The organism is Comamonas endophytica (assembly GCF_023634805.2).
GTDB classification, from domain to species: domain Bacteria; phylum Pseudomonadota; class Gammaproteobacteria; order Burkholderiales; family Burkholderiaceae_C; genus Comamonas; species Comamonas endophytica.
Window position 1 is genome coordinate 1,829,956 of the sequence record NZ_CP106881.1, and the last position, 14,951, is coordinate 1,844,906.

The 14,951-nt window shown below is 68.3% G+C and carries 7 protein-coding genes; 4 read left to right on the forward strand and 3 right to left on the reverse strand.

Annotated features, from left to right (window positions below; all coding sequences use genetic code 11):
- Positions 1 to 625: 625 nt before the first annotated feature.
- The 4 genes from M9799_RS08255 to M9799_RS08270 all read left to right on the forward strand — a co-directional run bounded on the left by M9799_RS08255 (position 626) and on the right by M9799_RS08270 (position 11,221).
- The gene (locus tag M9799_RS08255; RefSeq protein WP_231042917.1) at positions 626 to 8,227 is read left to right on the forward strand and encodes a type I polyketide synthase; all 7,602 of its coding nucleotides are present in this window, start codon (positions 626 to 628) and stop codon (positions 8,225 to 8,227) included.
- Positions 8,227 to 9,576 carry an aminotransferase class I/II-fold pyridoxal phosphate-dependent enzyme gene (locus M9799_RS08260; RefSeq protein WP_231042916.1) on the forward strand — a complete coding sequence of 450 codons (1,350 nt, stop codon included), beginning with the start codon at positions 8,227 to 8,229 and terminating at the stop codon, positions 9,574 to 9,576. The genes M9799_RS08255 and M9799_RS08260 overlap by 1 nt, the downstream gene beginning before the upstream one ends.
- Positions 9,576 to 10,418 carry a 2-oxo acid dehydrogenase subunit E2 gene (locus M9799_RS08265; protein WP_231042915.1) on the forward strand — a complete coding sequence of 281 codons (843 nt, stop codon included), beginning with the start codon at positions 9,576 to 9,578 and terminating at the stop codon, positions 10,416 to 10,418. Before M9799_RS08260 ends, M9799_RS08265 begins: the two co-directional genes overlap by 1 nt.
- A 113-nt stretch (positions 10,419 to 10,531) precedes the next feature.
- Positions 10,532 to 11,221, forward strand: coding sequence for a TerC family protein (locus M9799_RS08270; RefSeq protein ID WP_231042914.1), 690 nt, complete (start codon positions 10,532 to 10,534; stop codon positions 11,219 to 11,221).
- 235 nt (positions 11,222 to 11,456) lie between these two features.
- Here the strand turns inward: M9799_RS08270 and M9799_RS08275 are convergent, their stop codons facing one another.
- Genes M9799_RS08275 through M9799_RS08285 form a run of 3 tightly spaced genes read right to left on the reverse strand, consistent with a single transcriptional unit; the run spans position 11,457 to position 14,939 of the window.
- Positions 11,457 to 12,980 (reverse strand): LTA synthase family protein, encoded by a 1,524-nt coding sequence (locus M9799_RS08275; RefSeq protein ID WP_231042913.1) that lies wholly within the window; start codon positions 12,978 to 12,980, stop codon positions 11,457 to 11,459.
- A 4-nt stretch (positions 12,981 to 12,984) separates the two neighbouring features.
- Positions 12,985 to 13,755: an SDR family NAD(P)-dependent oxidoreductase gene (locus M9799_RS08280; RefSeq protein ID WP_231042912.1), complete on the reverse strand. Its 771-nt coding sequence runs from the start codon at positions 13,753 to 13,755 to the stop codon at positions 12,985 to 12,987.
- The gene (locus tag M9799_RS08285; protein ID WP_231042911.1) at positions 13,746 to 14,939 is read right to left on the reverse strand and encodes a capsule biosynthesis protein; all 1,194 of its coding nucleotides are present in this window, start codon (positions 14,937 to 14,939) and stop codon (positions 13,746 to 13,748) included. Before M9799_RS08285 ends, M9799_RS08280 begins: the two co-directional genes overlap by 10 nt.
- Positions 14,940 to 14,951: the final 12 nt, after the last annotated feature.

The following is a 14,951-nucleotide window of genomic DNA, read 5'->3' on the forward strand; positions in this document are numbered from 1 at the left end:
GGAATGGGATTTCATGGAAATCGGAGCTGGTTTTCGGGCCCAGGCATCGCAAAGCAAGAAAGACGATTTGTAATTTTTCATATCTTTCTCGCGCTGCCGCATCGGGTCGAAATGGCTGAGGAACCGAGACGCCGGGCGCCAGGGGGCAAGCTGCATCGGGGCAGTTATTCACGCACAGCCCGGCGCTGCCAGCCGGGCAACACCACATCTCCAGGCCAAAGCGCCAAGCCGTTGCAGGCAAGGCCAGCGGTTGAATCCGAAGGTGGAGATGGCCTGCGAGGCGAAGCGGAGGCGGACCTGCCTGAAGCAGCCAGTTGGTCAAAACCAACGTTCTTCGTTACTGCAGGCAAAAGGAGTTGCAAGCCCACTGCTGCGCTTCGGGCTTCCCGTATCATGCGCTGGGGGCCGTCCCCCTGCCGCAGAGCGCCGAAATCCACGCCTTCGGCCGTGGCAGTGCCTGGCCGGCCAGGAACGCGTCAGTTTCACACCGCGTTCCGCAATGCCTCGCAGGGAGCCGGGTCGTTTGCAACTTAACCTAAAATTCCTGCCGCATCAGGCAGCTTCTGCCGGCCGCAGAAACCGATGAATTGAAAAGCCAGCCCATATTGCTGGCTGATTGGAAATAATGAAAAAGCGCGTCGCAATCATAGGTCTTTCCTTTAGATTCCCCAGTACGAATACCGACCAATACTGGACAGACCTGCTCGATGGGCGCGATCTGGTGACAGAGGTCGAGTCCTCGCGATGGGCCAAGGACGGCTTTCTCCATCCAGACAAGAACCATCCCGGCAGCAGCTACACGTTTGCCGCCGGCTCCGTGGGCGACGTCTCGCTGTTCGACGCCGGCTTCTTCGGCATCTCGCCGCGCGAAGCGGCGCTGATGGATCCGCAGCAGCGCCTGCTGCTGGAGATGAGCTGGGAAGCGCTCGAGAACGCGGGCATCAAGCCCTCGACGCTGCGCGGCAGCCAGTGCGGCGTTTTCATCGGCATCGCCAGCGCCGACTATGCCTACCGCCTGTCGGAGGATCTGTCCGCCATCGACTCCTCGGTGGCCACCGGCAACACCGCCAGCATTGCCGCCAACCGCATCTCCTACGTGCTCGACCTGCAGGGTCCGAGCATGGCCATCGATACCGCCTGCTCTTCGTCGATGGTGGCCTTCCACCAGGCCTGCCGCTCGATCGTCTCGGGTGAAACCACCCAGGCGCTGGCCGGCGGGGTCAGCCTGCATCTGCACCCCTATGGCTTCATCACCTTCTCGAAGGCCACGATGCTGTCCAAGCGCGGGCGCTGCAACGTGTTCGACGCCGCGGGCGACGGCTATGTGCGCTCGGAAGGCGGCGGCATGTTCGTGCTCAAGGACTACGACCAGGCGGTGGCCGATGGCGACCGGATCCTGGCCGTGGTCGCCAACACCGCGGTCAACACCGATGGCCGCAAGACCGGCCTCACGGTGCCCAGCCCCAAGGTCCAGTCGGCGCTGCTGAACAAGGCGTACAGCGAGGCCGGCATCGACCCCGCGGACATCGACTACGTCGAGGCGCACGGCACCGGCACGGCGGTGGGCGACCCGATCGAAGCGCGCGCCATCGGCGATGCGCTGGGCAAGCGCCGCTCCAGGGACAACCCGCTGCTCATCGGCTCGGTGAAGAGCAACATGGGTCACCTCGAGGCCGCGTCGGGCGTCGCCGGCCTGGTCAAGGCGCTTTACGCCATCCAGCACCGCGTGGTGCCGGCGACCATCGGCATCAAGACGCTGAACCCGAAGATCGAGTTCGACGACTGGAACATCCAGGTGGCGACCGAGCCGCGGCAGCTCAAGAAGTCCGGCAAGCTCATCGTCGGCATCAACTCCTTCGGCTTTGGCGGCGCCAATGCCCACGTCATCCTGGAAAGCCACGAGCCGGCCGCGATCGACGCGCAGGGCGGTGCCCAGGCGGCCGTGCCTGCGGCCGCACCTTTCATCCTCTCCGCCAAGGATCCCGCGGCGCTGAAGGACGCGGCGCGCGCGTTTGCCGACTTCGTGCAGGACCAGCCGGCCGCGGCGCTCTACGACATCGCCTACAGCGCGGCCTTCCGGCGCGAGCGCCACGAACAATGCGCCGTGGTCGAAGGCGCCACCGGCGCGGCCGTCGCACAGGCGCTGCGCGCATTTGCCGAGGATTCCTCGACCGCCAAGGGCGTGGAATCCGGCACGGCGCTGGCAAAGCCGCTGGGCCCGGTGTTCGTCTACTCGGGCAATGGCTCGCAGTGGGCCGGCATGGGCAAGCGCCTGCTGGAAGAGTCGGCGGTGTTCAAGGCCGCGGTGCAGCAGGTCGACGCCATCTTCCAGCGCTATTCGCCGGACTCGCTCGAAGCCGAGCTCGCGGGCCGCAATGGCGAAGACCGCTACGAGTTCACCGAGGTCGCGCAGCCGGCGCTGTTCGCGCTGCAGGTGGGCGTGACGCAGATGCTGCGCCAGCGCGGCGTCATGCCCGTGGCCGTGGCCGGCCACAGCGTGGGCGAGGTGGCGGCGGCCTGGGCTTCCGGCGCCTTGACGCTGGAAGCGGCGGTCGAGGTGATCTACCAGCGCAGCCGCCTGCAGGGCACGACCAAGGGCAAGGGCGAGATGACCGCCGTCGGCCTGGGCCACGGCGCGGCCGAGAGCATCCTGGCGGAGCTGGGGCTCACGCCCGGCCTGGTCATTGCCGGCATGAACAGCTCGCGCGGCGTGACCATCGCCGGCGATCCGGCGCTGCTGACGCAAATGGAAACCGCATTGACCGAGCGCGGCGTCTTCAACCGCCGCCTGGCGCTGGACTATGCCTTCCACAGCCCGGCCATGGACGAGATCGAGGCGGGCGTGCGCGTCACGCTGGCGGGTCTCCAGCCGGGCGCGGCCAGCGTGCCCTTCTATTCCACCGTGACCGGCGGCCTGCTGGACGGCACGGCGCTGGGCGCCGAGTACTGGTGGCACAACATCCGCCAGCCGGTGCGCTTCGAGCAGGCCATGATGCAGATCATGGCCGACGGCACGAACGTGTTCGTCGAGGTCGGCCCGCACGCGGTGCTGCGCAGCTACATCAACGACTGCCTCAAGGACCAGGGCACCGAAGGCCGGGTCATTCCCACCCTCGCGCGTGGCGACGACGCGGCGCAGCGCGTCTGGAGCGCCTGCAGCCAGGTGCTGATCGCGGGCGCCGGCATCGACTGGCAGCAGCTGTTCCCCACCACCGGCAATTTCGTCCAGCTGCCGTACTACCCCTGGCAGCGCGAGCGCCACTGGCACCCGGTCACGGCGCAGTCGCTGGGGCTGCTCGACCGCCAGAAGGTCCATCCGCTGCTGGGCTACGCGCTGCAGCAGCAGGCCCTGACCTGGGAGAACCAGCTCGACCCCCGCCTCAACCCGATGCTGGCCGACCACGTGGTCGGCGACACCACCATCTTCCCGGGCACCGGCTTCGGCGAGCTGGCGCTGGCCGCGGCGCTGCAGTGGCAGCCCGGCACGCTGGCCGAGGTCGAGGAGCTGGAGATCCGCGCGCCGCTGCTGCTGAACGAAGGCAGCGCCAAGATCGTGCGCGTGTCCATCGATCCCCAGGACGGCAGCCTGAGCGTCAAGGGCCGCGAGGTCGGCAGCACCGACCCCTGGACGCTGCACACCGTCGGCCGCATCCTGCGCGAGCCGCGCGACGGCCTGCTGCGCCAGGACGCACCGGTGCTGCCCACCCGCCAGCCCGATTTCAGCGGCGACAGCCATGCGGCGCTGACCGAGGCCGCGGGCCTGGGCTACGGCCCGGCGTTCCAGTGCATCGATTTCGGCTGGGTCGAGGGCGGCTCGGCCCTGGCGGTGCTGAAGATGCCGCAGAGCATCGAGGCCGAACTCGCGCAGACCCACCTGCACCCGGCGGTGCTGGACTGCACCTTCCAGCTGATCATCCAGCTGCTCAAGGACGAGATGGGCGTGCATGAGGGCCTGACCTTCATTCCCACCAAGATGGGCCGCATCAGCTTCCGCGCCAGCCAGGCCCAGCCCGGCTTCGCGCGCGTGACGCTGCTGCGCCGCACGGCGCATTCGCTGAGCGCCGAATTCACCGTGTTCGACACCGAGGGCGTGCCCATTGCCGCGGTGAAGGAAGCGCGTTTCCGCAGCATCCGCCTGAGCAAGAACGCCGCCGACCGGCTGCGCTTCCTCGACTACCACGGCATTCCCCAGCCGCATGCGCTCGCGGGCGACGCGGCGCCGGCCATCGCCTTCGACAGCGTGCACTCGGCGCTGGCCGAACTGGCGCGGCGTTCGGCGCTCACCGGCTCGCACCGCCGCTACTGCGAAGAGGTCGATCCGCTGCTCGACAGCCTGTGCAGCCGCTTCACGCGCCAGGCCTTCGAACGCCTGTCCGCCGACGGCCGCAAGCTGTTCACGCAGCAGGTGCTGGCGCTGCAATCCGCGAACCCGGAAATCGCTCCCTTCCTCGCGCACCTGCTGCTGCTGGCCAGCGACGACCAGGCCATCACGCACACGCCCGACGGCTGGGAGCTGGTGCCGGGCGATGACGAGCAGGCTTCCGCCGAGGACATCTGGAACGCCCTGGTCGCGGACTATCCCGACTACTTCCAGATCGTCCATTCGGTGGGCCGCATCGGCATGCACCTGCCGCAGCTGCTCCAAGGCACCGAAACGCTCGACAAGGTCTGCCCGCGCGAGACCTCGCTGGTCACGCTGCTGCGCCAGGCGCTGGGCGCCAAGAGCAAGCAGCGCATCGGCCGCACGCTGCAGGAGCTGATCGCGCAGGGCCTGCGCCAGCTGCCCGAGGGCCAGCGCCTGCGCCTGGTCGAGATCAGCGAAGGCGCGCCGTCGTTTGCCATGGATGCCTGCCTGGGCCTCGATGCCGACCGCGCCGACTATGCGTTTGCCAGCCAATCGGCCGCCGCGCTCGAGGAAGCCGCGCGCCTCAAGGAGCAGTTCCCGCACATCGACACGCGCCAGATCGGCAGCGCCGCGCCGGTTCCCGGCTGCCAGCTGGCCATCGTCTCGCTGGACTTCGCCGCCGTGCCCGAGGCCGTGGCCGCGCTGGAATACGCGCGCGCCTGCCTGGCGCCCGGCGGCTCGCTGGTCGTGGTCGGCCAGCATGCCTCGCGCTGGATCGACTTCGTGTTCGGCGCCCAGCAGAAGAACTGGTCGCTGACGGAAAACGGCAGCTGGCTGTCGAACCAGCGCCCCGTGCAGTTCTGGCAGCAGCAGCTGCAGCAGCTGGGCTTTGCCGACACCGACCTGTTCGAGCTGTCGCCCGATACGCTGTCCGGCCCCTATCTGCTGCTGTCGCGGCCCTCGAAGCCGGCGCAGCTGCCGGCCACGGAGGCCAAGCGCGCGCCGCGCAGCTGGATCCTGCTGGCGGATGCGCAAGGGGTGTCGGCGCAGCTGTCCGACCAGCTGGTGAAGAAGCTGCAGGCGCGCGGCGACATGGTGGTGCAGGCCGGCCCCGGCGACACCGCCGCGATCGAAGCGCTGCTGCGCACCACCACCGCCAGCTACGGCAAGCTCGACGGCATCGTGCACCTGGCAGGCATTGCCAGCGCCGCCACCGAAGCCGAGGCGGTGCTGGAGCAGCAGGTCGCGCGCTGCGCGCTGGCCGCGGCCATCGTCCAGGCCTGCGAGAGCACGTCGACCAGCACCACCTGCTGGCTCGTGACCCAGGCCGGCGCCAGCGATTTGCTGCCCAACGCCACGGCCACGCCGGTGCAGGACGCGGCGCTGTGGGGCTTTGGGCGCACGCTGATCAACGAGGCCTCGGACTGCGAGGTGCGCCTGGTCGACCTGGAAAGCACGCTGGCGCTGGACACCGTGGTCGGCGCGCTGGCGCAGGAGCTCGAACAGCCCGACGCCGAGCAGGAAGTGGTGCTGACCCAGGGCGGCGCGCGCTACGTGCCGCGCCTGCGCCTGGCGCCGCGCCCCCAGGTCCAGCAGGAGATCGATTCGCCGACCATCCGCCTGGCCTTCCAGTACCCGGGCCAGCTGCGCAACCTGCGCTGGGAGGCGCACCCGCGCGCCATGCTGCGCCCTGGCGAGATCGAGGTCGACGTGCGCGCCACGGGCCTGAACTTCCGCGACGTCATGTACGCGCTGGGCCTGCTGTCCGATGAAGCCATCGAGAACGGCTTTGCCGGCCCGACGCTGGGCCTGGAGTTCTCCGGCGTGGTGACGGCCGTGGCCGACGCGGACTGCGGCTACGCGCCCGGCGACCTGGTGGTGGGCTTCGGGCCCTCGAGCTTCGGCAACCGCGTGGTCACCCAGGCCAGCGCGATCTCGCTGATCCCGCCGGAAATCTCGCTGGAGGCCGCGGCCACCATCCCCAGCACCTTCTTCACCGTGTACTACGCGCTGCATCACCTCGCGCGGCTGCAGCCCGGCGAGAAGGTGCTGATCCACGGCGCGGCCGGGGGCGTGGGCATCGCCGCGATCCAGCTGGCCAAGTGGATCGGTGCCGAGATCTACGTGACGGCGGGCTCCGACGAGAAGCGCGACTTCCTGCGCCAGCTCGGCGTGGACCATATCTACGACTCGCGCTCCCTGGCCTTCTCCGACGAGATCCTGGCCCAGACCGGCGGCAAGGGCGTGGACGTGGTGCTGAATTCGCTTGCGGGCGAGGCCATCAACCGCAACTTCCGCGTGCTCAAGCCCTTCGGCCGCTTCCTGGAGCTGGGCAAGCGCGACTTCTACGAGAACACCAAGATCGGCCTGCGCCCGTTCCGCAACAACATCAGCTATTTCGGCATCGACGCCGACCAGCTGATGCAGTCGCGCCCCGAGCTCACGCGCAGCCTGTTCGCCGAGATGATGGCGCTGTTCACCGAAGGCGTGCTGCACCCGCTGCCCTACCACGTGTTCGACGCCAACGACATCGTCGAGGCGTTCCGCTACATGCAGCAGGCGCGCCAGATCGGCAAGATCGTCGTGACCTACAGCAACGACATCGGCCAGATCCACACGCCCGCGCCCGCTGCGCCCAAGCCACTCGAGCTCGCGGCCGACGGCAGCTACCTCGTGACCGGCGGCCTGGGCGGCTTCGGCCTGCGCACCGCCGAATGGCTGGCCGCCAAGGGCGCGCGCCACCTGGTGCTGATCAGCCGCAGCGGCCCGAGCGCCGACGCGGCGAAGGCAGCCATCGCGCGCCTGGAGCAGCAGGGCGTCAAGGTGCATGCCGCGGCCTGCGACATCACCGACCGCCAGGCGCTGGCGGGGCTGCTGGCCGACATCGGCCGAAGCATGCCGCCGCTCAAGGGCATCGTGCACGCGGCCACCGTCATCAACGACGGCCTGATCCGCAACATGGACGCCGCGCAGATCCGCAGCGTGCTCGCGCCCAAGGCGATGGGCGCGCAGCACCTGCACGAGCTGACGCTGGGCACGGCGCTGGACTTCTTCGTCATGTTCTCCTCGGCCACCACGCTGTTCGGCAACCCCGGGCAGGGCAACTACGTGGCCGCGAACGCCTGCCTGGAGGCGCTGGCGAAATACCGCCGCGCCAACGGGCTGGCCGCGACCTGCGTGCGCTGGGGGGCGATCGACGATGTCGGCTTCCTCGCGCGCAACGAGAAGATCAAGGACGCGCTGCAGGGCCGCATGGGCGGCTCGGCGCTGAACTCGACCATCGCGCTCGACGCGCTGGAAAGCATGATGACCACCGACCAGTCGGGCCTGGGCGTCATGGAGCTCGACTGGAAGGCGCTGGCGCGCTTCCTGCCCAGCGCCGGCAGCCCCAAGTTCAGCGAGCTGGCGCGCGACGCGATGGACAACGAGGCCGACGAGGAGGATTCGGGCGACATCCAGCGCGTGCTGGCCGAGCTCTCCGACGCCGAACTGCAGGTCACGCTGACCGACATGATCAAGAGCGAGGTCGGCGAGATCCTGCGCGTGTCGCCCGAGAAGATCGATCCGAACCGCTCGATCTACGACATGGGCCTGGACTCGCTGATGGGCGTGGAGCTGGTGGTGGCGCTGGAAGGGCGCTTCGGCATCCAGCTGTCCGTGATGGCGCTGAGCCAGAGTCCGACCATCGCCAAGCTGGCCGAGCGCATCGGCCTGCAGCTCAAGGGCAGCGACGAGCAGGGCGGCGCCCCGGCCGAGAGCCAAGTGCTGGCGCAGACGCGCCAGATCATGGAGCAGCACGGCAGCGAGGTGTCGGCGGAATCCATCGCCAGCCTGGCGCAGGACATCGAATCCCAGGACACGGCCGTAAGGATGATCAACTGATGACACGCAAGGGACTTCCGGGCCTCACGGCCCAGATCAAGGACAAGCTGATCCAGCAGGCGCTCGAGCGCCGGCTGCGCCAGGCGGAGCAGGGCAGCAGCGTCGCGGCGCCGGCCCCGGTGGCGGCCGGCGAAGTGCAGATCGCCGAGCAGCACTACAGCTTCCGCCTGCACCCGGGCTACCAGCAGATCCGCATCATCAACGACGGCGCGGCACGCCTGGGCATCGGCAGCCCGTTCTTCAAGCTGCATGACGGCATTGCCGGGGCCGTGACGCGCATCGCCGGCCGCGAGTACGTCAACTACTCGAGCTACAACTACCTGGGCATGTCGGGCAACGCCGAGGTGGCCGACGCCGCCAAGGCCGCCATCGACCAGTACGGCACCTCGGTGTCGGCCAGCCGGCTGGTGTCGGGCGAGCGTCCGATCCACCGCCAGCTCGAGCAGGAGATCGCGCGGGTCTATGGCGTCGACGACGCGATCACCTTCGTCAGCGGGCATGCGGCCAACGTCACGACCATCGGCCATTTGTTCGGCCCGAAGGACCTGGTGCTGCACGACGAGCTGATCCACAACAGCGTGGTGCAGGGCATCCTGCTGTCGGGCGCGCGCCGCCTGTCCTTCGCGCACAACGACTGGGCCGCGCTCGACCAGATCCTGGCCGAGCAGCGCCACCAGTTCGAACGCGTGCTGGTCGTGCTCGAGGGCATCTACAGCATGGACGGCGACTTCCCCGACCTGCCGAAGTTCATCGAGGTCAAGCGCCGGCACAAGGTGTTCCTGATGGTCGACGAGGCGCACTCGTTCGGCGTCATGGGCAAGACCGGCCTGGGCATCCGCGAGCACTTCGGGCTGGCCGGCGGCGATGTGGACATCTGGATGGGCACGCTGAGCAAGGCTCTGGCCGGCTGCGGCGGCTACATCGCCGGCGAGACCGCGCTGATCGAGCACCTGAAGTTCCTCGCGCCCGGCTTCCTCTACAGCGTGGGCATGCCGCCGCCGGTGGCCGGGGCCTCGCTGGCGGCGCTGAAGATCATGCTGGCGCAGCCCGAGCGCGTCACGGCGCTGCAGCAGCGCGGCCGGTTCTTCCTGGAGCAGGCACGTGCCGGCGGCATCGACACCGGCACCAGCACCGGCCTGGCGGTCATTCCCGCGATCGTCGGCAGCTCGGTCAAGGCGGCGCGCCTGTCGGCAGTGCTGTTCGAGCGCGGGATCAACGTGCAGCCGATCCTCTACCCGGCAGTGCCCGAGAAATCGGCGCGGCTGCGCTTCTTCGTCTCCTGCGAGCACACCGAGGCGCAGATCCGCGCCACCGTCGAGGCGCTGGTCGAAGAATCGCGCCGCCTCTGATGGCAAGGGGCCTGGCGCTGGTGCTGTCGCAGTTGTGGGGGCTGCTGCGCCAGCCGGCGCCCGCGAGCACGCAGCAGCCCTATCCGAAGCTGCGCAATTTCATCCTCGACGTCATGGCCGAGGGCCGGCGCAAGAACACCATCAACCTGCTGTTCGAAGCCGAGGTTGCGCCCATGCGGCGGCACCTCGCGGCGCAGGCCGAACGCATCTCGCTGACCAGCTACATCGCCCGGACCCTGGCCTGCGCGGTCAATGAGAACCGCTCGATGCATGCCTATAGGCGCGGCAGATCCAGGCTGACGGTCTTCGAGGACATCGACCTGACCTTCATGGTCGAGCGCGATATCGGCGGCGGCGCGGCGCTGCCGCTGAACTACATCGTGCGCGCCGCCCAGCGCAAGGCTGCGTCCGGGATCCATGCCGAACTCCAGGCCGCGAAGACGGCGCCGCTGGGGCAGGGCGGGCCGCTGACGGCGCTGGAGAAGCGCTTCTTCGGGCTGCCGCGGCCGCTGCGCCGCATCGTCTGGTTCTTCATCCGCCGCGACCCGGTCATGTTCAAGGACCTGGTGGGCACGGTGGGCATCACCTCGATGGGCATGCATGCGCAGGGCGCGGCGATCGTCCTGCCCATCACGCCAATGACGCTCACGCTGTCGATAGGCTCGATCGCCAAGCGGCTGGTGCTGGAGAACGGCCAGCCCGTGGAGCGCGAATTCATCCAGCTGAACCTGGGCGCCGACCACGACATCATCGACGGCGCCCCGCTGATGCGCTTTTGCACGCGCTTCAAGGCCATGCTCGAGGCCGGCTGCGCGCTCGAGCCGCCGCACCGGCACGGGTAGGTTTACGCAGTATTACGAATCGGCAAGGTCGGATTTCGGGCCTAAACTTCGTCCACTCATAAAAGACAGCGCCGCGCCTGCGGCGCTTTCGCATTCATAACAGTGGAGTAACAATGGAATTTCTCAGTACCCCCGACTTCTGGATCGGGCTGGTGAAGATCGTCTGGATCAACATCATCCTGTCTGGCGACAACGCCGTCGTCATCGCCCTCGCGGCGCGCTCGCTTCCCCCTGAACAGCAAAGAAAAGCCATCATGTTCGGCTCCGGCGCGGCCGTCGTGCTGCGCATCGTGCTGACGGTGGTGGCCGCCAAGCTGCTGGAGCTGTCCTTCCTGCAGGTGATCGGCGGCGTGCTGCTGCTGTGGATCGGCTACCAGCTGCTGACCGGCGAGGAAGAAGGCGAAGGCCACGCCAAGGGCACGGGCTCGATGGCCGCCGCGATCCGCACCATCCTGATCGCCGACCTGGTGATGAGCCTGGACAACGTGATCGCCGTGGCCGCCACGGCGCAGGGCAACATGGTCCTGCTGATCCTGGGCCTGGCGATCAGCATCCCGCTGGTGATCTTCGGCTCGACGCTGATGATCAAGCTCATGGAGCGCTTCCCCGTGATCATCACGCTGGGCGCCGCGCTGATCGGCTGGGTCGGCGGCGAGACCGTCGTCAACGACAACCTGCTGCGCGGCTACACCATGGCGCATCCCTGGCTGCACTACGCCGCCGCCGCCGCCGGCGCCTTGCTGGTGGTTGGCCTGGGCAAGTTCATGCAGGCGCGCTCGGCCAGCAAGCAGCAGGCGCTGTGATGCGCAGCGCCAGGGTGTGAGTCTCTGGTTTGCTGGAAAGAAAACGCACTGCTTTGGCAGTGCGTTTTTCGTTTGGGACCGTGTGTGTAGGTGGAGCTGTTCTCGAAACTTGAGTGCAGGCCGTCCATCCTTCCACAGGCTCAGGACGAACGGTTCAGATCGGTTAAACCGTTCGTGGTGAGCTTGTCGAACCATGAGCGGCCTGCCCTCAGAAAACAGTTGACCGGTCGCCCTGTCACACGCTTGGCGACTTCAACCCCATTTCCTCCAGCACCAAGTCCGATAGGTCTTCGATCCTCAGATCTACCCGCTCCCCCGACCCAGGCACATCCCCGTTCCGCCAGAGAAACCAATCCGTCCTCCCATCCGGTTCGGACAACGCCGAATAAACCCGGGGCATGATCGGCACATGGTCCCCATACCAGCACAGCCAGCCGGGGCGGGCCATGGATTGCAGCTGGTCGCGCAGCATGCCCGCCATGCGGTCGGCGTTGGCCAGGTGGCGCAGGTAGATCGTCAGGTCGTCGCAGCCGGCGGGCGGCGGGGCCGAATACAGCCGCTCCTCATCCCCGGGCGACACCTTCTCCAGATGCAGCGGCCCGTGGTTTTCCATCGAGATCACGAACACGAACAGCGGCTGGTCCGATGCCTGCTGCTGCAGCAGCGCGCAGACCTTTTCGGCCAGGGCCGCGTCGCCGACATAGGGGCCGGTCTTCTCCACGTCCCTGAAGTGCTCGATGTCGATGAACTCATCGAAACCCATCAGCGGATAGACCTCGTGGCGCGTGTAGAAGCTCGCGTGGTACGGGTGCACGCAGACCGTGCGGTAGCCCTGCTGGCGCAGAAGACCCGCCAGCGTCGGCACGCCCTGGCGCGCCAGCTTGCGGTAGGGGTTGAAGCGGTGCACGCCCAGCGCCGACGCGTCCAGCCCCGAGAGGAATGCGAACTCGGTGCGCACCGTGTTCGCGCCCCAGGCCGCGACCTCGACGCGGCCCTGGCGGACCGCTGCGGCCTGCAGCGCGTCGAAGGTTTGCAGCACTTCCGGGCGGATGCCGGCAAACAGCCGCCGCGCATCGAAGAAGGACTCGCTTTGCACCACCACCAGATGCGGCAGCGCGGCGCTTTCGGCAGCGGGCGCCGCGGGGCGGGCCGCAGGCAGCGGGTGGTGCCGGCGCTCCTCGCGCGCATAGCACCACAGGCTGGCCAGCAGGCCCAGCGCGCGCAGATCCTCCTGCGGCGCGAAGCTCACGGGTAGGGGACGGCGCGCGCCGCACCACAGCAGCGCGCCGGCAAAGACCGCCAGTGCGGCCACCATCCCGAAGAAATCCGCCAGCGGCAGGGAGGCGCTCAGCGCCGGCTCGAAGTGCAGGCCGCCATAGAAGGCCACGCCAAAGCCCGCAACGGCGATGACCGCGCGCGCCGTGCCCAGGAAGGGCAGGTACAGGCGCGGGTGCTTGAGCGCATCGAGGAAATACTCGAAATCCTGGAAGATGAAGGGCTCGCGCAGCGAATGGAACTTGGCGTTGTTGACCAGCACCACGAACAGCTGGAACGCCAGCACGATGGCCATGGCGAACCAGGGGCGGTGGAACACCGCGAGCTCGAAGCAAAACAGCAGCAGCCACAGCGCCACATGGATCACGGTGGCCGCCAGCGGGCGCCGCCACAGCGGCAGCGGCCGCGGCTGCACCGCGGGCTCCAGCGCCAGCGACAGCGCCAGCCCTGTCAGGATGGGCCACGCCAGGGCCGTCCAAGGCATGGCCTCAGCCACGGTAGCCGATCAGCCGCAGGATGCGTTCCGAGATGGCCGGCGGCAGCACCGACAGCCACCAGGTGCCGAAATTCAGCGGAAAGGGGAAGCTGATGCGCGGCCGGTTGCGCTCGAGCCCGCGCCGGATCACGCGCACCGCCTTGTCGGCCGGCCACAGGAAGGGCTTGGGGCCGGGCATGTCGTGGCACATCTGCGACTCCACATAGCCCGGCATCACCACATTCACGCGCACGCCCTCGGGCGCCAGCCAGCCGCGCAGCGCCTCGCCATAGACCTTGATGGCGGCCTTGCTGGCGCAGTAGCTGGGCGTGACGGGCAGCCCGAAATACGCCGCCAGCGAGCTGATCAGCGCGATCTGCCCGGCACCGCGCCCGCGCATCGAGGGCAGCACGCCATCGACGGTGGCCATGGCCCCCAGCAGATTCACCTCGATCAGCGCCTCGATGTCCTCCCAGCGCTCGCCCGCGTTGTCGGGACCGATGTTGGTGTTCACTCCGGCGTTGACGATCACCAGATCCACCGTCTCCCGCTCGCACACCTCGCGCAGCCAGGCCGACAGCGCGGCGCGGTCGCGCACGTCGAGCACCTGCGTGATCACGCGCGCGCCGCGCGCCTCGCACAGTGCCGCCTGCTCGGCCAGGCGCGGCGCGTTGCGGCCCTGCAGGATCAGCGTGTTGCCGGGCTCGGCATAGGACTCGACCAGCGCGCCGCCAATGCCTCCAGTGGAGCCTGTGATCAATACCGTGCGTGCCGTCAAAGCCATTCCTCCAAAGGTGAGCGCTCGGCGGCCAGCAGCCGGTGGCTGCCCTGCACCGCCAGCGCGATGCCGTCGCGGCAATAGAAACCGCCGTTGACCTGCGTGGTGTGGACCACGACATTGCGGAAGTGCCTGACCAATTCGGCGTCGGGTGCCGTGCCCTTGCGCCAGAAATCATCGAGCGTGCCCTGGAAGGTCAGCCCGGGCATCTGGTAGATCGGGTTGCTCAGCGCCATCGTCGGGCAGTTCAGCCCCAGCGAGATCGCCCCCACGGTGCTGTTCACCGTGACGGTGCCGCGCGCGCGCATGAGCAGGGCATCGAGATTGCCGGTTTCAATGTAATCGACGCGATCCGCCACATCGAAGCGTGCCGCCAGACCGCGCAGCGTGCGCCGGTGGTTCTCCAGGCCGGTGTCGAGCGGGTGGTTCTTGACGACCAGGCGGCTGCGCGCCGGCGCATGCCGTGCAAAGGAGGCCAGCACGAACTCCATGACCTCGGCCATGTCGTTGAACATCGAATGCTCGCGGATCTGCGCATCGCTGCCCAGCTGCAGCGGCAGCACATAGAACGGCGCGCCGCTCTGCAGCAGCCTCTCGATCAGCGCGTTGTCGCGCGGCGCATGCCAGCGCAGCATCGGCAGGCGGCGCGCATAGCCCGCGTATTCGGTCGCGGCGGTGATCGTCGAATGGGTGCGGTAGCGCGGATAGGCCAGCGGGTTCCAGAAACCCGCCGAGTGGTATGCGATGTCATGCCCCGCGCGCACCCGGAAGGGCGAGTGGAAGGGCTGCACGGCGGCGGCCTCGGGCAGCCTGCGGCCCACGTCCATGAACCACTGTGGATCGCGCGGCAGCAGCGAATGGGTGTTGACCCCCTCGCGCTCGAGCGTGACCCAGTGCGGGCGGAAGTACCCTTCCTCGAACACATGGGTGCGCAGCCCCAGTGCACGGCCGTGCTCGACCGCGGGGCGATGCACCGGCCGGCAGTCGCCGAACAGCACCTGGTCGGTGATGCCGAGCTGGCGGTATTTCTGGTCCAGGAAGCCCTGCAGGTGCGCGAGGCCGCCGCGGTAGTGCGAGGCGCCGCCGCCGCTCCAGTACAGCCAGTCGCCGGCATTGAAATGGATCTTGTGCACCGCATGGCCGTCGGCCTTGAGGCTCTGCGCCAGGCGCAGGAAAAAGGGGGAACACACCCCCTGCAGAAA

Bases quoted from the DNA above. Each gene is read 5' to 3' on its own strand.
- M9799_RS08260 (WP_231042916.1), top strand. From the start codon at position 8,227: ATGACACGCAAGGGACTTCCGGGCCTCACGGCCCAGATCAAGGACAAG.
- M9799_RS08270 (WP_231042914.1), top strand. From the start codon at position 10,532: ATGGAATTTCTCAGTACCCCCGACTTCTGGATCGGGCTGGTGAAGATC.
- M9799_RS08255 (WP_231042917.1), top strand. From the start codon at position 626: ATGAAAAAGCGCGTCGCAATCATAGGTCTTTCCTTTAGATTCCCCAGT.
- M9799_RS08275 (WP_231042913.1), bottom strand. From the start codon at position 12,980: ATGCCTTGGACGGCCCTGGCGTGGCCCATCCTGACAGGGCTGGCGCTG.
- M9799_RS08280 (WP_231042912.1), bottom strand. From the start codon at position 13,755: ATGGCTTTGACGGCACGCACGGTATTGATCACAGGCTCCACTGGAGGC.
- M9799_RS08265 (WP_231042915.1), top strand. From the start codon at position 9,576: ATGGCAAGGGGCCTGGCGCTGGTGCTGTCGCAGTTGTGGGGGCTGCTG.